The 23,242-nt window shown below is 42.6% G+C and carries 20 protein-coding genes and 1 pseudogene; 8 read left to right on the top strand and 13 right to left on the bottom strand.

The annotated features are described in order from the left end of the window. The 3 genes and pseudogenes from B4Q04_RS22955 to B4Q04_RS14200 form a co-directional block, all read left to right on the top strand. Window positions 1-123 (top strand): annotated as a pseudogene (locus tag B4Q04_RS22955) (IS5 family transposase); the annotation flags it as partial. 542 nt (window positions 124-665) lie between these two features. Further along, a complete protein-coding gene (gap, locus tag B4Q04_RS14205) occupies window positions 666-1,655 on the top strand; it encodes a type I glyceraldehyde-3-phosphate dehydrogenase (protein WP_013995959.1) in 990 nt (329 codons plus the stop codon). A 129-nt stretch (window positions 1,656-1,784) separates the two neighbouring features. Then, a complete protein-coding gene (locus B4Q04_RS14200; protein ID WP_161496073.1) occupies window positions 1,785-2,879 on the top strand; it encodes an aldose epimerase family protein in 1,095 nt (364 codons plus the stop codon). 12 nt (window positions 2,880-2,891) lie between these two features. Here B4Q04_RS14200 and B4Q04_RS14195 read toward each other — a convergent pair whose 3' ends face one another. The 8 genes from B4Q04_RS14195 to B4Q04_RS14160 all read right to left on the bottom strand — a co-directional run bounded on the left by B4Q04_RS14195 (window position 2,892) and on the right by B4Q04_RS14160 (window position 11,775). Next, window positions 2,892-3,740: an SDR family oxidoreductase gene (locus tag B4Q04_RS14195; protein ID WP_201723398.1), complete on the bottom strand. Its 849-nt coding sequence runs from the start codon at window positions 3,738-3,740 to the stop codon at window positions 2,892-2,894. Window positions 3,741-3,761: 21 nt separating this feature from the next. Further along, window positions 3,762-3,959 carry a hypothetical protein gene (locus B4Q04_RS14190; protein ID WP_123772374.1) on the bottom strand — a complete coding sequence of 66 codons (198 nt, stop codon included), beginning with the start codon at window positions 3,957-3,959 and terminating at the stop codon, window positions 3,762-3,764. A 105-nt stretch (window positions 3,960-4,064) separates the two neighbouring features. Next, window positions 4,065-4,514: a MoaF-related domain-containing protein gene (locus B4Q04_RS14185; RefSeq protein ID WP_088697169.1), complete on the bottom strand. Its 450-nt coding sequence runs from the start codon at window positions 4,512-4,514 to the stop codon at window positions 4,065-4,067. A gap of 97 nt (window positions 4,515-4,611) precedes the next feature. Beyond that, window positions 4,612-5,472, bottom strand: a complete 861-nt coding sequence (locus B4Q04_RS14180; protein WP_088697168.1) for an AraC family transcriptional regulator — start codon at window positions 5,470-5,472, stop codon at window positions 4,612-4,614. 198 nt (window positions 5,473-5,670) lie between these two features. Further along, on the bottom strand, window positions 5,671-6,789 hold the full coding sequence (locus B4Q04_RS14175; protein ID WP_161496072.1) for a fasciclin domain-containing protein: 1,119 nt from the start codon (window positions 6,787-6,789) through the stop codon (window positions 5,671-5,673). Between the two features lie 115 nt (window positions 6,790-6,904). Then, the gene (locus tag B4Q04_RS14170; protein ID WP_088697166.1) at window positions 6,905-8,752 is read right to left on the bottom strand and encodes a cytochrome-c peroxidase; all 1,848 of its coding nucleotides are present in this window, start codon (window positions 8,750-8,752) and stop codon (window positions 6,905-6,907) included. 85 nt (window positions 8,753-8,837) lie between these two features. After that, window positions 8,838-10,376 carry a hypothetical protein gene (locus B4Q04_RS14165; protein ID WP_088697178.1) on the bottom strand — a complete coding sequence of 513 codons (1,539 nt, stop codon included), beginning with the start codon at window positions 10,374-10,376 and terminating at the stop codon, window positions 8,838-8,840. A gap of 259 nt (window positions 10,377-10,635) precedes the next feature. Continuing rightward, window positions 10,636-11,775, bottom strand: coding sequence for a Gfo/Idh/MocA family protein (locus tag B4Q04_RS14160; RefSeq protein ID WP_088697165.1), 1,140 nt, complete (start codon window positions 11,773-11,775; stop codon window positions 10,636-10,638). Between the two features lie 149 nt (window positions 11,776-11,924). On the opposite strand from B4Q04_RS14160, the gene B4Q04_RS14155 reads away from it, so the two are divergent. From B4Q04_RS14155 to B4Q04_RS14135, 5 genes are all read left to right on the top strand, one after another. Then, window positions 11,925-12,194 (top strand): hypothetical protein, encoded by a 270-nt coding sequence (locus B4Q04_RS14155; protein WP_088697164.1) that lies wholly within the window; start codon window positions 11,925-11,927, stop codon window positions 12,192-12,194. A gap of 70 nt (window positions 12,195-12,264) precedes the next feature. Beyond that, the gene (locus tag B4Q04_RS14150) at window positions 12,265-12,735 is read left to right on the top strand and encodes a hypothetical protein (RefSeq protein WP_088697163.1); all 471 of its coding nucleotides are present in this window, start codon (window positions 12,265-12,267) and stop codon (window positions 12,733-12,735) included. 46 nt (window positions 12,736-12,781) lie between these two features. Next, on the top strand, window positions 12,782-13,435 hold the full coding sequence (locus B4Q04_RS14145; protein ID WP_236631024.1) for an SGNH/GDSL hydrolase family protein: 654 nt from the start codon (window positions 12,782-12,784) through the stop codon (window positions 13,433-13,435). A 114-nt stretch (window positions 13,436-13,549) separates the two neighbouring features. After that, the gene (locus B4Q04_RS14140) at window positions 13,550-15,271 is read left to right on the top strand and encodes a phytoene desaturase family protein (protein WP_046288143.1); all 1,722 of its coding nucleotides are present in this window, start codon (window positions 13,550-13,552) and stop codon (window positions 15,269-15,271) included. A 100-nt stretch (window positions 15,272-15,371) separates the two neighbouring features. Beyond that, window positions 15,372-15,635 carry a hypothetical protein gene (locus tag B4Q04_RS14135; protein WP_088697161.1) on the top strand — a complete coding sequence of 88 codons (264 nt, stop codon included), beginning with the start codon at window positions 15,372-15,374 and terminating at the stop codon, window positions 15,633-15,635. Window positions 15,636-15,644: 9 nt separating this feature from the next. Here the strand turns inward: B4Q04_RS14135 and B4Q04_RS14130 are convergent, their stop codons facing one another. The 5 genes from B4Q04_RS14130 to B4Q04_RS14110 form a co-directional block, all read right to left on the bottom strand. Continuing rightward, window positions 15,645-16,805, bottom strand: a complete 1,161-nt coding sequence (locus B4Q04_RS14130; RefSeq protein ID WP_013995975.1) for a mandelate racemase/muconate lactonizing enzyme family protein — start codon at window positions 16,803-16,805, stop codon at window positions 15,645-15,647. A 31-nt stretch (window positions 16,806-16,836) separates the two neighbouring features. Further along, window positions 16,837-18,138 carry an MFS transporter gene (locus B4Q04_RS14125; RefSeq protein ID WP_013995976.1) on the bottom strand — a complete coding sequence of 434 codons (1,302 nt, stop codon included), beginning with the start codon at window positions 18,136-18,138 and terminating at the stop codon, window positions 16,837-16,839. A 307-nt stretch (window positions 18,139-18,445) separates the two neighbouring features. After that, entirely contained in the window at window positions 18,446-20,983 is a 2,538-nt protein-coding gene (locus B4Q04_RS14120) for a glycoside hydrolase family 2 TIM barrel-domain containing protein (RefSeq protein WP_088697160.1), read from the bottom strand. Window positions 20,984-21,098: 115 nt separating this feature from the next. Further along, entirely contained in the window at window positions 21,099-22,115 is a 1,017-nt protein-coding gene (locus tag B4Q04_RS14115; RefSeq protein WP_088697159.1) for an L-rhamnose/proton symporter RhaT, read from the bottom strand. A gap of 60 nt (window positions 22,116-22,175) precedes the next feature. Next, complete coding sequence (locus B4Q04_RS14110) at window positions 22,176-23,219, bottom strand: aldose epimerase family protein (RefSeq protein ID WP_088697158.1); 1,044 nt, start codon at window positions 23,217-23,219, stop codon at window positions 22,176-22,178. Window positions 23,220-23,242: the final 23 nt, after the last annotated feature.

Raw genomic sequence — 23,242 nt, 5'->3', positions numbered from 1 at the left:
ATCGACAGTTTCAGGTCACTGCTCAACAGGTTCGATACCTCCGTTGAGAGTTGGAAAGGGTTCAACTACCTATCATTCATCGTAATCGCCCTGAAAAAAATCAAACTAAAAAAGTTTAAATGAGTTCTTAGTAAAAATTCATAGGTTTTGCCCCAAAAGCGGTTTTTTTATGTTAAAATTATCGATAAACTGCACTTTTCTCAGTTTAAGAACCAAAAAATCGGATGAAGTAACCAATTCGCCACCTATTAATTCCTACTAGTATGTCCTGTTATTTTCCCCATTCGATTTTTCCATAAAGCAGTTATCCCATCTTAATTTTAGTTTCCATCATACGACACTTTTCTAGTTTGAAGACACACGGATGTTCTTTGGAACAAATTCCGAATCGATAAAAGAAAAAAATCGTTCGGATTCGATCGCAAAAACCATCTTCCAACCTATATAGCACCTCAAATATCGGATAAGGTTACTTTGATGGGGACACTTTCATTATCATGGCAAGCGTATTGAAACCGGTTTATCGTTCCCTTGTGCCTTAACAGCATTTTAACGTACCGAATGTCGGTTCCCTCTTTTGCCTACGACCAAGGAATCAGGAAGCGATGGCTGTAAAAAGTCGCCTTTTGACATAACCTAAAAACAATCAATTTAAAAATTACACTATGAAAAGAATAGCAATTAACGGAATGGGGCGAATAGGCCGAACCGCATTAAAGGTCATACTAGATACCCCTGAACTGGAAGTAGTTGCGGTCAACGATATTGCATCCATTGAAAACATCGCCTATTTATTGGAATACGACAGTGTACATGGAAAGTTCGAGAAATCAGTCGATTTTCAAGAAGGAAAGTTAATCGTAGACGGAAAAGCCATTCGCTTCCTGAACGAAAGAAATCCGGAAGACCTACCATGGAAGGAATTGGATATTGATGTGGTAATCGAAAGCACGGGTATTTTTACGAAGTATAAGGATGCGGACAGGCATATTAAAGCAGGAGCGAAAACCGTAGTCTTGTCGGGCCCTTCAAAGAGCCCTGAAATACCTACCGTAGTTCACGGGGTCAATTCCGACGACGGCAAAACCAGCATCTTTTCGTGCGCCAGTTGTACCACGAACAACATTAGCCCCATAATTGAAATCATAGGGAGGCGTATCGGAATCAAAAAGGCCATTATGACCACGATTCACGCCGATACCAGTTCTAACGCCATGGTCGACTCACCGAACAAAGGTAATTTTAGAATGGGACGTTCAGGTATCAACAACCTTATTCCCACAACAACAGGGGCAGCCGTTGCCACGACCAAGGCATTGCCCGAATACGCCGGTAAGTTTGATGGTATGGCGGTTCGCGTACCCGTTGCCGTGGGTTCTATTTCCGACATTACCATCGTAACGGAGAAACCGGTAAGTGCTGAAGAGGTAAACAAAATTTTGGAGGAAGAAGCGCAAACGGACCGTTATAAAAAAGTATTGCAGACCACCTATGCCCCTTTGGTTTCCAGCGATATTATCAAAAGTCCTTACGGATCCATAGCCGATCTATCCCTAACCAAGGTTGTAGACGGTGATTTACTGAAAGTACTGGCATGGTACGATAACGAATGGGGCTTCACCAATCAGATGATCCGTCAAATCCTCGGTTTGTAATTGAAAACAGATTAGATTAATCATAATTCACTTATAAAAAACAGGCCAAGCTTTTATAGTTTGACCTGTTTTTACTTTATACCCCTTTTTCTTTTTTGTAATTTGATGCGATTTTTAAAATTTCATCATTTGAAGAAGATACTTTGCTTTGCGGTATTTTTCACCTTGGTCAGCTATCCTATGTATGCTCAATCCATTCAAAAAGAGCAATGGGGAACCGTAAAGGGGAAAGAAGTTTCGCTCTACACCGTTACCAATAAAAATGGAATGAAAATGCAGATCATGAATTTGGGCTGCATTATTACCTCACTCTTCGTACCCGATAAAAACGGAAAATTGGACGATGTGGTCCTAGGCTTTGATAATTTGGAAGACTATGTAAAGGGCCACCCTAGTTTCGGTACCACCGTGGGAAGGTATGCAAACCGAATTAAAGATGCCCAATTCGTTATGAACGATTCGGTTTATAAACTTACGGCCAACGAAGAAGGTACCGCCATACATGGTGGGAACGAATTCAGGGACGCCGTTTGGGATGCCGAGATCGTTTCTAATGAAAATGGTGAAGGTCTGCGATTTCATTACCTATCGCCCGATGGTTCTTTTGGTTTTCCGGGAAAACTTGATGTTTACGCCACGTATCTTCTCAATGACGACAATGCCATTTATGTGACTTTTGAGGCGGAGACCGATAAGGATACCCATGTAAGCATGACCAACCACAGCTATTTTAACCTGAACGGAGCCAAAGAGTTGATTTATGACCACAGGGTACTCGTTGATGCCGATACCTATACGGAATTTGATGAGGATATTACCCCAACCGGAAAATTACCTCGGTTAAAAGAAACGGCATGGGACCTTTCTTCGATGACCCGGTTAGGCGATAAAATTCACGATATCCCCTTAAACGGCTATCACCACTGTTATGTTTTGAATAAGGAGGATGGCGAAATGAAAAAGGCCGCAGAAGTTATAGAACCGAACTCGGGCAGAAAACTAGAAGTGTTCACCACCCAACCGGGAATAACCGTCTACGCCAGTAATGGACTGGACAACATTACCGGAAAATACGGCACTGACTATATCCCCCATATGGCCCTTTGTCTAGAAACCCAAGATTTACCGGATGCCGTAAACCATCCTAATTTTCCATCCACACTCTTAAAACCAGGTGAAACCTATTCCGAAACCGTTGTATACGATTTCGGCATCGTTAAATAAGCTAGGGCCAGCCTATGCCTTTTTAAAATCCCTTATAATATCAATATGTGGTCTATGGGGTCTGCCTGCAGCCATTTCATAGTGAGATGGAACATCATTGACCCCATTGCGGATCCCTTCATATATACCTGCTATTATGGTCCCCATAAAATCACCTAAGGCTTCCTTTCTTTCCGCTGCATATTCCGCTACGGACACGGAGTTAAATTTTAGGTTTAAGCCATATACCTCGTTAATGAGGTCGGCCAACTTTGCTTGGGTAATGGCCTCGCCCACTAAGTTATAGACATGTCCGTTGTGCTTATTATCCAAAAGCATTTGGGCATAGGCATAAGCCAATTCCCCCCTACTGGTATAGCCACACTTTCCTTCACCGGCACAGTTTCGAATCTCACCATCTTTCGCATAATGGTCAATATACTCTAAATCAGGCTCTATATAAATGCCGTTTCTACCGATGGCCCATTCGAGTCCAGACTCTTTGATATCCTCTTCGGTCTGGCGGTTACTTTTTACGACCGGACTAAAAGCCGTGTTCGCTTCATCGCCAACAATGCTGGTATAGACTATTTTTTGAACCCCGTTTTGTTTTGCCGCCTCAATAACGTTTCTATGCTGTTGGATTCGTTTCTTGGGGTCATCCATCCCAGAAACCAAAAGAACCGTATCGATGCCCTTTAATGCGGCATCAAAATCTTGACGGCTATTATAATCACCTTTTCTGACCTCTACACCAAGATGTGCGGCCTTTTCGGGAGTTCGGGCAATTCCTATTACATTTTCTTTTCCGATCTCATTTATCAATTGGCGCACGATTGAAGCCCCTAATTGTCCACTTGCGGAGGTTACTGCTATTGTCATGATTGTCGTATTTGTCCTAAATTACAATTTTGCTTTTAGCGCCTCTAGTTCTTTCTCTAGATTATCGGCTTTTGCCTTGAATTTCTCCATGGCCTTTTTCATCTGGCCAATCTTTTTGAAGGCCTCTTCGTCTTGTACCGCCTGATAGGTAACAACACCTTCTTTTTCCTTTATCTTTGATTTGCTGCCGCATGTAGGGCATATTGCTACTTGACTCATAATTGTATCTTTTTCTTTTACAAAATTCAAAAAACAAGAAGCTCCGTTAAAGGTAAATCCACTATTAAAAATGGTAAATATGACAATATAATGATGGTAACCTACTTATTCGGCTATCTTCAACTGATCAATAATACCACTTTGTAAAATTGTTTTTAGCCTTCTTTCAGGTTTGTTCCGGTAGCCGATAATAATTGAATTGTGCATGAGCATTTTATCAAAGTCGAATACCAGGGTCAAATAATCTTTTAAACCTGTTTCATGCCAGCTTACCAAGTAAAGGTTATCACCTATTTTAAGGGACTTGTAAGCAATATCTTTGTTTCCGTTTCCTCTTGAAGGTCCGCCCACCCATTCGTACTTGGCCCTCCCATCATAAAATATCATGTGTATGGCCACCCCATTTTGATACTGAAAGTTCATGGAGTAGCCATCCAAATAATGTTCCGGCTGTCCGAACCGATAGTTGTTTACTTCCATGGCCTTACCCTGACCAAAACTAAGTCCGACACCAAACAAGACAAGCCAAATACAGCTAGCCCATTTTGTTTTCATTTCTCCAAGATTTTAAGTTGGGTACAAAGTTGGTACAGTACGGCACCCCCAGGTAGGCAAATGTTCTAAAAGAATGGTAAATATGCGAACAGGGGCGCTAAAATTCGGCCTTGAACCGTTTTGGAGTAATGCCGCTGTGCTTTTTAAAGAATTTGGTAAAGTTCGTTACCTCATCAAAGCCCATGGCATAGGCGATTTCCTTTAGGCTGGAATTGGTACTCGCAATGGCTCTTTTTGTTTCGAGAATCACAAATCCGTCAATAAAATGCTTGGCCGTATTCAAGGTAAACTCTTTTACGACCTGATTCAAATGTGCGGTAGAAACGTGCAACATTTCTGCATAATCCTTTACATTTCGCGTCTTCACATACTGCTTTTCCACCAAATTCCTGAATTCAAGAAACAAGGGGTAATGAGGCTGATTTTGCCTTACCAAGGAAGTGGAGGCATCATCGCGCTCCAGTCTTAACAAGTACAGTTCAAGAATTTTGGCGAGAATGTTCTGTTGGGCCACACTAGGCCCACGTTTGAATTCCTCCCCTAATTGTTTAAGAAAGGGTTCCAATCGGGTATTTTCCACCAAGGGTTCGGAAAGGTGGTAGTTGTAGAGATGGGAAATATATTCAATAGAGAACTTTGAGAAATATTTTAGGATAAAATCCTCGGTAAAGATAACCAAGGCGCCTTCGTAGTTGATATCCTCTTGAAAAGCATGTACTTGTCCCTTGGCTATTTTTAAGACACTCCCTTTTTTTACCGGATAGGTTTTAAGGTCGATTTTATGGTACCCACTCCCCTCGGTCACCAAGAGCAGGGCAAAGAAAGTGATACGGTGCGGCTGCCACGGATTATGGTCTAGACCTTTGTCTATTTTAGCGGACAGTTCAGCCATGCTCAAAACATCAAAGTCCCTTATGTGCTCTTGCCCTTCAAATGCTATACTGGGGATGTTGTTCAATGCCGTTTGGTTTTCTTGCTTATCGAATATGCTAAGTTAAGACGATTCGCTTAAAACAGAAGCCTAAAGTCTGACAACCGGCACAAAAGCAGTCGCTTTAGCTTTTCCTTTTTAACCAAAACCAAAGCCCCCCCATTTTTCATAACCCGATGTTTTCGAGTTACAAGATATTTTTATTTCACTGTAGAGAAAAACGACCTAGTTGAGCAACAATAACGCTTTTTGGGGAATAAGAATTTTATCTATGGTATGTATGATCCCGTTGGAAGCTTCAATATCGAACTCAACAAAATTGGCTTGCTCATCAGAAGCATCTTGTATCGCCAAGCCACCTGCCCCTTCTACCACCTCTATTGAATCACCGGAAATCAGCGTAGGTAACACCCCTACCTTTAAATCATTACGGGCTATCACTTGTTCTAGCACATGACCTAGAATAATTTCTTTTAAAGCCTGTTTTTCTAGAATACTTGAAAAGTCCTGAAAAGAATTATAGTCATCTCCAAGCGTTTTGAACAGGGTCTCGATTGCAGTATTTGTTGGGGCGAAAACCGTGTAATCGCCATCATTGAACCTACCTTCCAATCCAGCTTCCGCAATGGCATCTGCGAACATTGACAAGTCATCGCTTTCATTTACCAAATCGATCAAGGATGATTTCGGGAACAAGGCCTCCAGCACGGACTCCGGTATCAAAACCTTGTCGATGATGTGGAGAACCCCGTTGGCCACCTCGATATCGGCCGTGGTTATTTTGGCTTGCATCTCCGTAGTATCAATAATATACACATCGCCATCTACCGTAATTTTAATTTCTTCGGATTGCATGGTCTCCAAAATGGAACCGTTGGAGAGTTCGGTAGAAAAATTGGCCCCTCCTATAATTGCATGGTACTTCAATACTTGCGCAAGGATCTCTTTTTCGAGCTCTTCATCAAAATCAAGTACATCGGTATATTCCTTTAAGGAAGCTAAGAATTCGGTAAAGGCTTTATTGCTCGGCACAAAAAATGTAAGCTTTCCGTTTTCATCCGAAAGTTTTTCCACAAGGGCATCGTCAATAGTTTCCAAGGCTTCGACAGCAATGGTCAAACTATCTTCCGATTGAATAAACTCGGCAGCATTCACTAAGGTTTCATCATCAGTCGCCTCTTCCCCAGGAGTCTCCCCTGCAGTTTCCTCGGTCTTGTCTTCCTCTTTGCTAATTTCCTTCTCAACATCATCGGCAATATCATTTCCTTTTGAACATCCTATGGCCATTGATACTCCCATAAGCAGCATCGCCAAATTTTTAAGAAATCCTTTTGTAGTCTTCATTTTCATGCGGTTTAGTATCTAGCCACAAAGTACTTCTTTATATAAGTTGTAATTCGTGCTTTTCTTTAATTCTAGGTTAGCTAAAGTTTAAATTTGTAAGTGCAGCCCCAAACACTTAGGAGGTAGCATTGGCCAATTGAGGCATTTCCCCTTCCTCAACATTCGTATCGGACAAGGTTTTCAAAAATGCAATGAGGGCTTGCTGCTCTTTTTCGGTCAGGTTCAGCTCATCAAATGGCAAAGTTTGGTGCGGTAAGTCGAATCCCATTCCGCCGCCACCGCCTTTGTTATAGAAATCCATAACCTCCTCTAAGGTATTGTAAACCCCATTGTGCATATAAGGTGCGGTAAATTCGGCATTCCGTACCGTTGGGGTTTTGAACATGCCCAAATGTTCTTCTTTATTGTAGCGCCAATAGAAACCCAAATCATCGTCTAAAGTTTTGTTCGCTTTGGTTTCCGGAACCCCAATAACCTCTTTTTCAGTTTCTGCATAAAAGGGAGGTACCGTACCGTTGGTCAAGGGAATAAAGTGGCAGGTAGCGCAAAGGGCTTTCCCCATAAACAGGTTCATACCCAATTTTTCTTCGGCGGAGAAGGAATCTTCTTCACCTCTCATGTTTTTATCGAACTTAGAATCAAAACCGTTCAAAGTAGAGATGTACGATGAAATCGCCTTTATAATATCTGTATTTCTATTGGAAATTCTACCAAAGGCATCTTCGAACAAAACATGGTAGGTGCTATCTTTTAGAATATCGGTGGAAAACTCGTGTACGCCCGTATTGAATTCTTGTTCATTATTAAATACCGATGAAATCTGATCTAAAATATTCTCGGCACGTCCGTCCCAAAAAAAACTTTTTTGAAAGGCCGAATTGATCAAGGTGGGGGCATTGCGTTGCAACGGACTCCCATTATTCCCGATACTGACCGTTTTTCCGTCGGTATAGGCCTTATCTGGCATATGACAGGTAACACAGGCCATCGTGCCCGACTGCGAAAGATTGGGATCTAAAAACAATTTCTTGCCCAAGGCGATCTGTTTTTCGGACGGGTTCCTATTGATCGGGGGAGTGAAGTATTCTAGGTTAAAAGCGTCTTTTTCAAAAAAGGTGGGGGCATCAAAATTAAAAGGTTTGTTGTTCACCCCTTCCCATAGTCCGCTCTCCTTTCGTATGGCCACCCAGTTTCGGGTAATGGGGCTCATATACTCTCGAATAAAGGTATAGCGATCAAAGGCATTGAAATCGGCATTCTTTTCAATAAAAGCGACCGCCCGCGCTATGTTAAGGAGGAACTCCGTATCCAATTCGGCATTTTTTTCTTTTATAAGTTCACCTAGACTATGGTCATACACTTCTTTTAAACTCTCTAGCGACACTACGGTTTCGGAAAGTCCCAATTGACTCACAGGAGTATCAAAGCCAGAAATACCCATACTTATGATCCGTAAGAGTTGTTGATGGGTAGCGATAAAAAAACGTTCGGCATTCAATTTGCGTTCGCCCACGTTTTGCATCAGGTTTACCAATAGGCCCTTGGTCAGCTGGGTCTCCCGTACAAAAATTGCCGGGTCTTCCCCTCCTTCATAAATAGATTCCTCTATTTTTTGGAGCCCTATAGGGTTTAGCACACGTTCCGTGTCTTCCGCAAATACAGGCAGGGCCGGGCCATTGGCACGATGTCCGACTTCAGGGTTCAGGTAAGAAGCATAGGGTTCCGCTTTTTTAAAGGCTATACGGAGGTCCGTAAAGATTCGTTTGGCCTCATCGCTCTCCGCATCCACTTTACTCAAGGCATCGATCAACTCAACGGCCTCGGTCATATTTTTATGGTAGTATTTTTGGGCATAGCCCCAGTCGACATTCTCGGTCTTAAGAACCGTAGCCAATTGCTCATTTTGATTTTTACAGGAGAAAGAACCCAATAGTAGTGTAAGAAAGAAAATCGATTTATACATAACTCGGTAAATTGAAAGAAAATTATAAATAGGGAAAGACCCCCATGCAATCCATGGAGGTCTTTCAACATCATATAGCAAGGTCTTATCTAGGCAAACCTTTTAAGATAACGATTTGTCCACCCTGATTATCTTCCCTGGCACCTGCGGCAATGGCATCAGGCCTATCAGATTCCATATCGTGGCCGTCTTTACTCTTGAAGTCGTCATTCTGCCAGTAGTGGGGCTGTAGGTTCAATAGGAAGGTATCATCGACACCAACTTTATCGGATATGTCGACCAAGGCACCGAACTCTCCACTGAAACCAGTGCTTCCAGAGGGATCAAGGTCATTTCTAACCACCAATTCCAATACGACTTTGGCATTGTTACCATTTAAATCGGTTTGGTAGATTGCAGCGGCATGCCCCCTATCAAAAGAGTTGGGGTCTTCTTGAAGGTAAACAAAGTTCTCGGTAACGGTAATGTTATCCGGACTCTGAAGTCTCGAAATGTTTCCGTCCATATTGTTCGTATCGGTGTTACCACTTATAATTTGGGTCAATTTACCCGTCAAAGGAGAATCTTCATCCAACTCTAATTTGTAGGCGGTACCCCAGTCGTTATACGTGCCCCTGCCCGGACCCCTACCCGTTACGGCAAAGAATACGTTTCTTGCATTGTTTATAGAGCCTTTTTGGTAATCTACATCTTCAACACGCATGAAAGCGGAGGCGCCAACGGCAACACAAGCATCTTCCATTTCGTTTTTGGTCAAATCGGCACCATTTTCGATTTCAACAAATTCCACTTCATAGGTTTCCCCAAAAGCCAACTGACCTTCATTGTAGATCACTCCTTCTTCAACTGCCATTGGAGCAATTGGGTTTCCATTGGCATCGGTAGAACCAGAAGCCACTTCCTTAAATTTCAAAACATAAATTTTACCATTATTGAAATCGGCATCGCCATTTTCAGAATAGTAAAGTGTAACCTGTCCTTCCGAACCCGATGAATCATCATCGCCACCGATGATAACCGTTTTTCCTTTGTACGTATCCCGTGGTAAAGGAACCGCATTCTCCCATGAGAATTCGCCCAATGCATCCAGACCAAAATCTGCGGTCGGTGTAGGTACGGCAACATGAGGGTCTATTCCCTTAACATCGTAATGAAAGCTCTCAGAAGCAGAAAGGAATATATCCCTTGGCCCACCGTGAATATCGGCTTCCCACATGGTACCGGAACATTGACGGGCAAAATCAGCAACACCGGAGCTCAACAACCATTCACCTCCTATTGGGTTGAGGTTTTTATCCAAGTGAATACGGCTAACAGCGTAATCGTCTTCTGCGTTCACAACGTACATATATCCATCACCATCTTTCAAAAAACCAGCACCATCTTGGGCACCCACCAATTGAAAACCGTCTTCCAAAATATCGGTTGAACTAATTAAAGAATATGCCTTGACAAAGTTGAAGTTCGAGTTAATGGCCACTAAAGGCTCAAGCTCGGATTTGTTCTCGAAGATGGTCCCCTCTTCTTCCCCCTGATTGCCATGGCCAAGATAGTTTTCAAGTTTTTCACAGGAAGTAGTTGCCACCAAACCTGCCAGTAATAACATTTTAGATACTGTTTTCATTTTGTTCTTTTGGTTATTTGTTACAATAATTTGGAACAAAAATATCTTAGCAAAACCCAAATATTGTTAACTGACCATGGTGTTACCTTAAATTAAAGTTCATCATTACGTTAAATCGTTAGCTTAACGTTACCATCTATTTTGATTCTAAATAACAGCGTGGTTTTGGAGGGAAAATCAGATTAGAGGTAAGCCTTCAAACAAAAAAAAGGGACGTTTTCAAAAACGTCCCTTTCAAATTTTATGTGTAGAAGAAAACCTATTCGCGTACGATACCCATATCCCCTAAATCGAGAGGAATCCTTTTCCCGCCTTCCTTAATGGATCTATAAATGGCCTCTACAATTATCATATCGCGCTTGCCCATTTCACCTGGCGCATAGTTGGTCGTCCCTAGCATTATGTGCTTTGCAAAATCGTCCATCTGCAATTTTTGCTGGCTCTGGTGTGGAAATTTTATTTCCTTACCATCCGATGTGCGTCCGTTTAAAGGTCCGTAACTATGGCAAGGGTTTAATTCTGCCCAGCCTTTTTCGAACGAAACGAAAAGTCGGTTGGCATTGGCATTATGTGAAGTGAACAAATTGCCCACTACCCCTTCTGGGAATTCCATCTGGGCCGTAATGGTCTCATCGGTATCCTTAAAATACTCCGGTTTTGAACTGAATTCCTGTGCGGAAACGGATACCGGGTTTTGTCCGGTACCGTAAATATTGCTCTGTATGGAGTAAACCCCCATATTCATTAAGGCACCACCACCCGAAAGCGCATGGTTCAATCGCCATTGATCGGGATTGCCCCGTGAGATATAACCTGCATCGGAAGACACATAACGTACGCTACCATAAGGTTTTTCCTTTACCAAGCGCTTAATTTCATTGGTATAGGGATCCGACTGCATGCGATAGCCCACAGATAGTTTAACCCCCGCCTCGTTACACGCATTAATGATGGCATCACATTCCGCTACGCTTACCGCCATGGGTTTCTCGCAAATAACGTGTTTGCCCGCCTTTGCCGCACGGATACAGAACTCCGCGTGCATACTGTTGGGAAGTACCACGTAAACGATATCAATATCGGGGTTTTTGGCGATGGAGTCGAAGTTTTCATAGTTGTACACGTTCTTTTTAGGAATGTTGTACTTCGCCATCCATTCCTTTTCCTTTGCCGGGGTTCCCGTAACAATACCCGCCAAATAACAATGTTCCGCATCTTGTAAGCCGGGAGCCAGCTGTCCGCCACTATAGCTTCCCAACCCCACCAAGGCAATGCCCAGTTTCTTTTTTTCTTTTCTAGGTGAAAACCCATAACCCAATCCAACACTTCCTATAATCGCGGTTCCGGCAATGCCTTGCGACAACTTTGTATTAAAACTTCTTCTCGATATTTTTTTCATTTTGTGTCCCTTTTATAATTTCCTCTCCTAAAATACATATAAATTAGGTTCCCCCTATTCCATCACCAAAGTTCAGTAGCAAAGAAATATCTACTTATATACTTTGTAACTTATACGTCTGAACGGATACCTATACCTAAAACTAAATTATGGCTAGTGAAGGTTTCATGGCGCAAGTCATAAGCAGTTTAAAACAAAACAGGACTCTTCTTAAAAAACGAAAATTCAAAGGTTTAAGAAAACTCTATAAAAATGAGGTTGATTTTAAAAAGCTAAATAGTAAAGAACAGGCGATACTGAAGCAAAAAATTAAAGAACAGCACCAAAACAATAAAAGTATTGAAATCATTATCTATTCCCTATCCATAGTAGCCGCCTTTAGCATTCTTTATTACATCTATTGGTTCATCGTAGGGTAGTGACCGCCTAATTAATTTTTTATCTTTCCTGTTGATTAGCTACCTTTATAAGCAGTTTAACTTACATTTAATGGACCCGAATCCTTCTGCATCTCTTAAAACCCTATCTATTATTCACCTTGCATTGGTTGGCGGCATTGCTGTCTTTGGCGTGATAACCTATCTTAACAACGGTAGTTTTATAGCCAATGCAGACCCGAACGATATGTACATTTACGTGGTTCCCGTAGTTGGGGCCTTGGGGTATTTCTTGAGCCAGTTCTTGTTTAAAAAGCAATTACAGACCATTGATAAAAACGATAGCCTATCCTTAAAACTCGGAAAATACCAGTCCGCATCCATTACAAAATACGCCCTGTTAGAAGGGCCTGCCATTCTTGCCATATTTGCCTATAATCCAAGTGGCAATGCCTTGTTTTTGGTCGTCGCGATTTTCTTGGTCGTATACCTTTTTATGCAAAAACCCTCAGAAAGAAAATTTACCGAAGAGGTGCCCTTGAGCTTGGAGGACAAAAAGCAGTTCAACAATCAGAAAAAATAACCTACCGAAGACAATGAAACAAAAATCACTTTTACTTGCTTTTTTAATGGGACTAGGAATAATCAATGGGATAAAAGGACAAGATTGGCCGAATTTAGCCAATTTTCAAGCAGAAAACGCCAAATTGGCCAAACCGGCCCCAAATGAAAACCGGGTCGTTTTTATGGGAAACTCCATTACCATAGGATGGCTGAACTCCCGACCTGAGTTTTTTGCGAACAAACCCTATATCAACAGAGGTATCAGTGGCCAGACCACGCCACAAATGCTCCTTCGTTTTAGACAGGATGTAATCGACCTTCGGCCCAAAGTAGTGGTCTTGTTGGCCGGTACCAATGATATTGCAGGAAATACAGGGCCCTCTACCCTTGATATGATCATGGACAACATAAAATCAATGGCCGAAATAGCGGTGGCCAATGATATCAAAGTGATACTGTCTTCCACCCTACCCGCCTTCGATTATCCGTGGAAACCGGGAATGGAACCTGCCCAAAAAATAGTAGACCTAAACAAAATGATCAAGGCATATGCCGATGAAAAAGGACATATCTATCTTGACTATTTTTCCGCATTGGCAGATGAACGCAACGGCCTACCAAAAAAGTATGCCAATGACGGTGTTCACCCTACCGTGGAAGGTTACAAAGTAATGGAGCCTATGGTAGAAAAAGCCATAGCACAGGCCTTAAAAAAATAGAAAAGCTTATTTTTCTACACTGGAGGCCCGTTTAAAGCGTGAAAATGCTTTCGTTTTTTATACATATCTTAGGATATGTCATTCTATTTTGAATTTCACCCTTTAAACTTGCCAATGCAAAACACAAACCAGGATTCCAGTGCAACGCGAACCAAAGATGCCGCCCAGACCTACGATTCCATAGTAATCGGTTCCGGAGCGGGCGGACTTGCGACGGCCATTTGCTTGGCTAGGGCCGGAAAAAAGGTGGTCGTTCTCGAACAACACGACGTTCCCGGAGGTTGGTGCCATAGTTTTTACTTGAACGGACATCGGTTTACTCCGGGCGTGCATTACGTTGGGCTCATGGCCGAAGGTGAAGCTACCAACGATCTGTACAGGGGCTTGGGCATTGCCAACGAACTGGTGTTCTTTAGAATGAATCCCGACGCCTACGAACATGTACGCATTGGTCAAGAACGATTTGATTTTCCCGCTAATCTCGATTTGCTTATTGAGCGATTATCAGCACGATTCCCAAAAGAAAAAAAACAGATTTACAACTACCTTCACCTTACCAGAAAAGTAAGTGAAGAGCTTTACTCCCTTCCCTATTTCAAAGGATTCTGGCAAAAACTCACTATTCCCTTCAAAACCAAACACTTTGGCAAATACGGAATGTTCAGCGTAAGAAAGGTAATTGGGTGGCACATAAAAAATCCGCTTCTAAAAAACATTCTCAACATTCAATGTGGAGACCACGGGGTACAGCCAAAAAAAGTACCTTTTGTAATGCACAGTGCCCTTATGTACCATTATTTCGATGGCGGTTACTACCCCATGGGCGGAGGTGGCGCACTTATTAAAGCCATGACCAATACCCTCAAAAAAAATGGTGGTGAGCTCCGCACCTCGACCGCGGTAAGCAAAATACTTCTTGAAGGGGATACACAAAAAAAGGCCGTAGGAGTAACCTTGTCGAATGGCGAAAATTTGTACGCGGGAAATATTGTTTCCAATGCCGATGTGGGTATTACCTATAACGATTTGGTAGGAAGGGAAAACCTAAGTCGTAAATTTCAAAAAAAACTGGCGAACACCAAATATTCAAGTACATCTCTAATGTTGTTTTTGATAGTCGATATGGACCTTCGCGCAGCAGGCCTCGACTCCGGTAATATTTGGATGATGCCCAATAAAGACACCGACGATTTTTACGACAGTATGCTAGCTTCCGATATTTCCCAAGGCGATGCTTTTGAGGGAATGTTCGTTAGCTGTACCACTTTAAAAGATCCTTCAAGTTTTGACGGGAAGCACCATAGTATCGAGGCTATTACCCTGGTTGACTATAAAGCCTTTGAAAAGTTCAAAAACGAAGGTCAAGAACGCTCTCAAGCTTACTTGGATTTTAAAGAATTATTGATGCAAAAGATGATTAACGGCTTAGAAAAGGCCATACCCGGCATCAGCAAACACATCGTTCAGAAAGATTTGGGAACCCCTTTGACCAATAAGTATTACGTCAACACCACCGATGGTAATATTTACGGGACCGAGAAAAGCCTAAAACATATTGGTCCCTTTGCCTACAAGGCAAAAAGTGAAATAGAAAATCTATACTTATGCGGCGCAAGCATTCTTTCCCATGGTGTAGCGGGAGTTTCGCATTCAGGCGTAGATACGGCTGCCCAAATTCTAGGTTGTGACCCTGATGAACTTAAAAAACCACAAGAAGATCAACATATTAGAATCTACGAAGCCGAAGATGCTTCCGATTATCCGGAGTGGATGCTGAAGAAAATAGCGGTCAAAACTGCGAGAACAAAGAGCAAAACCCAAGAAATAAACTCATAACCCCTTCATTTTAAGGGTAAATCAAATTTAAACTAAGCTTTAAATCATTTGATTTTGCTTCACCCTACACAAAAGGTTTACCACAATCGACCTTTTTTAAGTGAGCAGTCAAGACCAAGAACGTAAATCCGATATCGATAAGGGATGGACCATGGAAATGGCCATCCCCCATTCAAACTTTGGTGAGCTTGGTAAAGTGGTTGCGATCGAAGCCGGAAATAAGTGGGCCTTCCTCGCTATTCGTCAAGACCGCAATGATGCCAATGGCAAGAGGCGATCTACTTCAACGGTCTTTCCAATTTATGACATTTCCAAAAATGTACATCAACCCCACCGTTTTGGCTTAATGGAATTCGTTGAATAGTATGTTTTATTACCAGTTGGTAAACGAGCCATCTTTACGTCGTAATCTTGGTATTTCAATTGGTTTGAAAGTATGTTCCTGTGCCAATTCCTCATTAAATTCCACTCCAAGTCCCGGGGTATCCAATACGGGATAGGTCGGCCCGTTCAATATAGGTCGTATCGGATAGAATTCAGGAGCATCCGTACCCATATACTGTGCAGGGGTATTCATTTCTTCCAACCAACCGAAATTAGGACAAGCTGCCGCCATATGGATGGTAGCCGCCGTACAAATGGGGCCTAATGGGTTATGTGGCATCAAATCAATATAATGTGCTTCCGCCAAACTGGCCACTTTCATCGCTTCTGTAATCCCGCCTACATTACAAATGTCTATACGTGCATATTGTGTTAAGTTCCTTTCCAAAAAAGGTAGAAACTGCCACTTACTGGAAAACTCCTCACCTATGGTAAAAGGGATATCAACCATTTTACGAAGGTTCTCATAGGCTTCGGGGTTTTCATCACGGATAGGTTCCTCTATATAATCCAATGTTCCCGGCGGCATACGTTTCATGAACGAATACGTCTGTGCCGGAGTAAGTCTTGTATGGTAATCGATGCCTATGGTAATAGCCGTACCCACTTCTTTACGCAGGTCCGTAAGCCATTCGGCTATGATAGCAATGGACTGGCGAGGTTCAAAAAGCTCTTTATCTCCCTCGGCTTCAAACTCGGCAGGTGCCAAACGAAGCATGGTCCACCCCTCTTTAATACAAGTTTTAGAATACTCAAAGAGCTCTTCCCTTGTTCTAAAACGAACCGAAGCAAAACAATCTACATAGTCACGATGTTTACCTCCTAGAAGTTCATATACCGGTACACCAAGGGCTTTTCCCTTAATATCATAAAGCGCAATGTCGATTGCGGAAATAGCCGCCGTAAGTACTCTTCCGCCTTCAAAATACTGTCCTCGGTACATTTCTTGCCAAAGAGCACCAATATTTCGGGCGTCTTTCCCAATCAAAAAACCTTTAAAATGTTCTATGGCCCCTATAACGGCCAATTCCCTACCGGAAAGACCGGAAGCTCCCCATCCGTATATTCCGGAATCCGTTTCAACCTTAACGACCAACTGACTTCCAAAACCTACATTGATAGGGTATGTTTTTATTGCTGATATTTTCATAAAAATGCCTATTTACTATGTTTTTGTTTTATTATTTTTTTGGCACGATACGTTCCACTTTACCTACTATAAAGGTGTAAGATATAAATCCGAGCAATGCTATTCCCCCAATAAAGAAAAGAGCTGGGCTAAAATCGCCATCTTCAACCAAATAGCCAATAACAATGGGTACAACTATACCTGCAAGACCACCGATAAAGTTAAACGCCCCGCCGGTAAGTCCTATTAGTTTTTTAGGAGCCATAAGCGAAATAAATATCCAAGCGATACTTGCCAATCCATTACCGAAAAATGCGACAGCTAAAAATAGTATTACGAAGAAAGTACTATCTGTATAATTCGCCCCAATAATACATGTAGACAAAAGCATTCCAATGATGATAGGGGTCTTTCGTGAAATTTCTACGGAATAGCCTTTTTTAATCAAATAATCAGAAGTAAAGCCCGATAGAAGCACCCCGAAGAATGCCGCTAAAAAAGGAATGGAAGCCAAAAATCCCGATTTTAGGAAATCCAATCCCCTAAACTCTACCAAATACGTCGGAAACCAAGTCAAAAAGAAAATGGTCGTAGCTCCCAAACAGAATTGACCGATGTAAAGTCCCCAGAGTTTTCTATAGATAAAAGCCTGTTTGAAATCGTTCCAGTCAAATTTTTTCCTCTCTTCCTTTTTCACATCGTTCTTACCGATCAGGCCTCCCCCTTTTTCGATGTACTCAAGTTCTTTTTTACTGATGGACTTATAGTCTTTCGGGTCTCGGTAGAAAAAATACCAGATAGCCGCCCATACCAGACCGATGATCCCGGAAATAATAAAAAGTCCGCGCCAACCAAAATAACTCTGTATGGCTACAAGTACCGGGGTCAAGAAGGCCAAACCTAGAAATTGGCCCGAGGTATACACCGCTATTGCAGAGGCCCTTTCGTTTTCAGGAAACCATTTGGTCACCACTAAGTTGTTCGTTGGGTAGGAAGGCGCCTCAAACACCCCAATACTGGCCCGAAGGCCTATCAAGGCCGCAAAAGAACTTACCATACCCTGTATCAAGGTCGCTACGGACCACAATGCCATTATCAACGAGTACAATATGCGTGTCGGAAATTTGTCGGCGATAATCCCTCCCGGAATCTGAAGGCAAGCGTAGGTCCATCCAAAGGCCGAAAAAACATAGCCCATTTGCACATTGCTCAGGCCAATATCTTCCTTCATGGCAAAAGCCGCTACCGAGATATTACTTCTATCCAAATAATTGATCACCACGGTAATAAAAACCATGGCCAGTATATTGTAACGCTTCCGTGAAGATTTTTCATTCAGGTGTAAATCGGTCATTGAATCGGTTGTGTTTTTTAGGTTGATTTTCAAGTGCTTCCCTTTATCCGTTCAGAAACAAACGGTGTAAAAATCCAACACTCAAATTTAAAAGCGTCAAGATAACAATTAATATAATTTAGTGTCTGATAAGTTCGTTTTAAAACATACTATCCCCTAGCGAATTCGTTATAAAAATATAGGACAACGCATCTATATCCCATGAACGGTCTCTATGGAGATTCCTTAGTTGGTTACTACCTAACACCCAAAACAAAAAAAAGCCCAATTCCTTAAGAAACAGGGCTTTCCTTGAAATTACCATTTACTAGTCCACTGCCTTGAGCTTCAACATCAACTCACCCGTTTTCAACCCTTCTGATTCTGCTGCTATCCTTACGTCGCCTACGTTGAAATTCGATTGTACGATAAGAAGACAGCGCCCCTTATCGGTTACGATCTTGGTCGATTGGTAATCTTGAACATTCCTGGCCGAACCATTGTCTACCCCCAACAATCTTACATCGCCGGTAATGGAGAAAGAAATTTCAGCGTTACCATGTCTTACAGGGTTCCCTTTTTCATCTACAATTTGGGCCACTATATGGGCCACATCGTAGGCATCGGCAGATAGTTGGTTCTTATCTACGGAAAGTTGAACGGCATAAGGCACTTGAGCCGTCTTTAATGAAGCCTCTGCCCCTACTTTCTTTCCATTTATAAAACCTTCCGCCCTAAGCTCACCGGCAACAAAGGGCACAGACCATTTGTAAATACGGTCGTCAAAATCCGCAAGCTTTTTTCTTCCTAGCGAAGCATCGTTTAAAAAGAGTTCCACTTCGTCGCAATTGGAATAGACCTCTACAACGGTCGGTTCGTTGGTCTCGTAGTTCCAATATTCATTACTTTCATGCCAGAACCACAGTGCCTTCTCCCACCCGTTCTCTTTCTTTTCCACGGGCTCGCCCGCCTCGTTCAATTTATAGATCGATTTGTCTAAAGACTGTGTGGTCAGGTGCAAATGCGGTTCGTCGTTCCACAAAGTTTTCATCATGTGGTACGAAGTCTTTTCAAAACCGGCCTGATCCAATAAACCGCTTTGAGTACCTTTTTTGGGCCAACCTCCATTCGATTCGCCCATATAATCGATTCCCGTCCAAAGGAAGAGGCCGGAAATAAATGGGCGCTCCATTACCGCTTTCCATTCGTGCCATTGCGGTAGATTTTCGGTTCCCATGATGACTTTATCCGGGTAATTCTTGTGGCCATAATCATAAATCACCCTTCTATAACTGTAGCCTACTACGTCGAGTGCATCGGCATAGCCTGAGAGATGACTTGCGGAGGGCAGAATACAATTGGCCGTAACATATCGCGTAGTATCTAATTCCCGGGTCCATTTCGCCAATTTTTTAGCGGTTACCCCAATATCATATTTTTCCTTGGGCAATGTGTTGAGTTTCTCTTTTATCTGTTCTACCGAATACGGTGGCTCTGAAAAGAAGTAATTGCCCTGCCATTCCATATTATTGAAAAAACCGGTAGCTTCGGCATTTCGCGGATACGTCCATTCTATTTCATTCCCGATACTCCATTGAATGATACTCGGGTGGTTTCTATGGGCCAAAACCGTATTCTTTAAGTCCTTTTCGGCCCACTCTTGAAAATGCTCGGTATAGCCTCTTGTGATATAGTCTACACTCTGCTCGTTCATGTTTTTCCTTTTGTCCTTCGGATTGTCCCATTCATCAAAGAACTCGTCCTGCACCAAAAAGCCCATTTCGTCACACAGGTCCAAAAACGCTTGTGAGCCGGGATTGTGAGAAATTCTGATGGCGTTACACCCTGCTTCCTTTAACTTCTGTAGACGCCTTCTCCAGACACCCTCGGGTACGGCCGCCCCTACCAATCCACCATCGTGGTGCAAGCAAACCCCTTTTATTTTTCGATTTTTACCGTTAAGGAAAAAACCTTGATCAGGGTCAAAACGGATGGACCGTACACCAAAAGCAGTTTCTTGTTGGTCTATGAGCTTTCCTTCATAAAGAATTGAACTTACCACTTTGTAGAGATAAGGCTTATCGACATCCCACAAAATTGGGTTTTCAAGGGATACAGACTGTAATTGAAGGCTTTGATTATTCCCTCGAACCTCAATAGGTTGTGTATGACTGTTGACTTTTTGCCCGTCCCTAGTATAAATCTCCATTCGGAGTTCCGCTTTTTTATCCTCAGGAAAATCATTCTGAATTTGAACCGACACCGACACCTCCGCTTGTTTTTCCTCTATTTTCGGGGTGGTTACGAATACGCCCCAAATAGGTATATGCAATTTGTTCTTCACCAAGAGTTTTACGTCTCGGTAAATACCCGAACCGGTGTACCAACGACTATCGGCATAACGGGTTCTATCTACTTTCACCTCTATCAGGTTGGTATCTTTTTCCGAATTCAAATAGGGCGAGATATCGTAGTAAAACGGAGAGTATCCATAGGGATGTTCCCCTACTTCCTTTCCGTTTAGGGAAACCTCGGAATTGTTATAGACGCCGTCGAACAAGATATAGGCCTTTTCATCCGATTTCAATTGAAGCGGGAATTTTTTACGATATATTCCCACACCTCCTGGAAGGTATCCCGTAGCCCCTTCCCCGTTTATAGAATCAAAAGAAGCCTCTACACTCCAATCATGAGGAAGCCTAATATTTTTCCAATCATCGTTTTGCCCCGTTGAATCGACCAAACAAAACTCCCAATCGAAATTAAAATCGGTCATAACATTAAACTGCGAGTCATTTGACGGCTCGCGGCCACATGAAGAGAGCAACACGGCTGTAATTACTACGTATAAAAAGTGTTTTATCATAGGTCTAATCTTTATTTTAAAGCCTGAAATAAAAAAAGCCCGATTGAATAGGAACAAACAACCGGACTCAACTACTAAAGAACAATATTTTTACTTGTCAAAAACGGAACCATCATTATCCTAAACCATTGGCATATGCTACAATTATGATACCTACCACCATACAACCAAGACCTCCGTATAAAAGATTCCTGGCCTTGGGGGAGGCACTTACCCATTCTTTTGTTACGATACCGCTAACGATGGCGGTAGCTACGGAAGCCGTATTAAAAATGGCATATCCGACCGTATTCCCCGATGCCCCCAACTTAAAGGCTGCATAGGCAAAAAGGGCGGATGCGGCATAATGAAAAACCGCCATGATCAATATCAGAAACAGGTTTTTTCCGAAAGCCGGAGTCTTGAATTCCCCCCATGCATTTTTAGCGTTCAATTGCCATAGGAAATAGGCGGTCATAACGATACCCCCACTAATAAAGATCGGGAACATTACGGCTACGGCCGTTATCCAATCGGCATTGCCCTGGGCCACACTGGCCTCGTGCAAGTAAGGTCGACCTGCGGCATTGGCATAGCTAAAGCCCGTGGCCAATAATCCACCAACAACGGCGATCATAATGCCGGTCACCATTGAACCTTTGGCCGGCGCACCTTCGGAGGCTATTTTAGCTTCGTCCTTTTCTCGGGTAAGTCCGGCTTTACCGTTTAAGATAACCCCTAACAACACCACTAGAATACCGAGCAAAATAAAGGTCAATACATTTGAGGGAGGAAGTCCGTCTTCAATAAACGGCAATAGGGAGCCTACCAAAATTATGGTTCCGATAAAGATGGAAAAACCAAGGGAGAGACCAATATGGTTAATGGCCTTGCTCCACATCATAACCCCAATTCCCCAAAGGAAACTGGTAAGGCCCATTTTCACCCATATATCGGTCGGCATATTTCCGAAAATTTCCCCAAAACCCTGAATAAGGGTTACTGAAGCAATAATCGGCACAACGAACATGGTCAAAAGAAAGAAGAGACTCCATGTATTCTCATACTTGAAACCTTTTGTAAATTTTTCGGGAAGGGCATAAAGGCCCAACATCAATCCGGCGAAAATCGCCCATAATACACCTTCGGTCATAACTATAATATTTAATTGGGGCCAAGTACACCGGTTCGGGCATACCAGGCCGTGTTTGGTTTACCAGTTGAATTTAAAAATCGTCGTACTATCGTAATCCTCCCCCACTTTTAAGATTGTCTTCGGGGCGTCTGAAATATTGGGGCCATTTGGGTAGCGGTGAGTTTCACAGCAAAAGCCGCGATATTTACCGTATTGCAATCCCGATTCTCTTTTGAGCTCATCTGAAGTATATTTTCCGGTGTAGAGTAACATTCCGGGTTCCGTGGTAAAAACTTCCATGGTGCGACCACTTTTAGGTTCACTAATTTCTGCCACTTTACCCAGTTCAAACCCCTTATCCTCAAAGAGGTAAAAATGTTCAAAACCATCGCCCATAGCCTCGTGTACTTCCTTTATGATCTTTGGAGAGCGCAGGTCGTCGGCCTTGCCCGCAACAGAGACGTTTTCCCCAGTGGCAGCTCCGGTTTCATCCCAAAGCTGTTTGGTATCGGCATCTACCATTACGGTGTGACCCTCAACATTTTCAGCAAAGCCCGAAAGATTAAAATAGGTGTGATTCGTAATCGTAAAAGGCGTGTCTTGGTCGGTGATAGCCCCATACCGTATTTTAAGTTCGTTGTCATTGGTCAATGTGAAGGTCACCTGAACCGTAACATTTCCTGGAAAGCCCTCTTCCAAATGTTTACTCTCAAGCTCCATTTGAACACTGGCAACTTCAGGCGAAAACGCCTTTACCTTCCATATTTTTTTATCGAAACCGATTTTTCCTCCGTGCAGGTTATTATCGCCAACTATTTTTGCCAATTGGTATTCCTTTCCATTCAAAGAAAATCGGGCATCTTTTATTTGCGAGCAATAGCGGCCAACCGTTCCCCCAAAATATGGGGCATTGGCTTGATAGGCCTCGGAGAAATAGCTCTCGAACGTATCAAAACCACAAACGATTTCATCCGTTTTCCCTGTCTTTTGCGGTAAAAGAATAGAGGTAATGGTAGCCCCATAGTTGGAAATCTTTACACTAAGCCCATTATCGTTCTCTAAAGTATAGCGGTAAATGTTTTCACCGCTCAATACACCGAAATCTGTCTGTGTCGTTTTCATTATCGTAAGCGTTTTTGAATGTT

The organism is Zobellia sp. OII3, assembly GCF_002211465.1.
Classification (GTDB): domain Bacteria; phylum Bacteroidota; class Bacteroidia; order Flavobacteriales; family Flavobacteriaceae; genus Zobellia; species Zobellia galactanivorans.
Note: the sequence above shows the minus strand (reverse complement) of the source record. Positions and strands in the feature narration are given on the sequence as shown.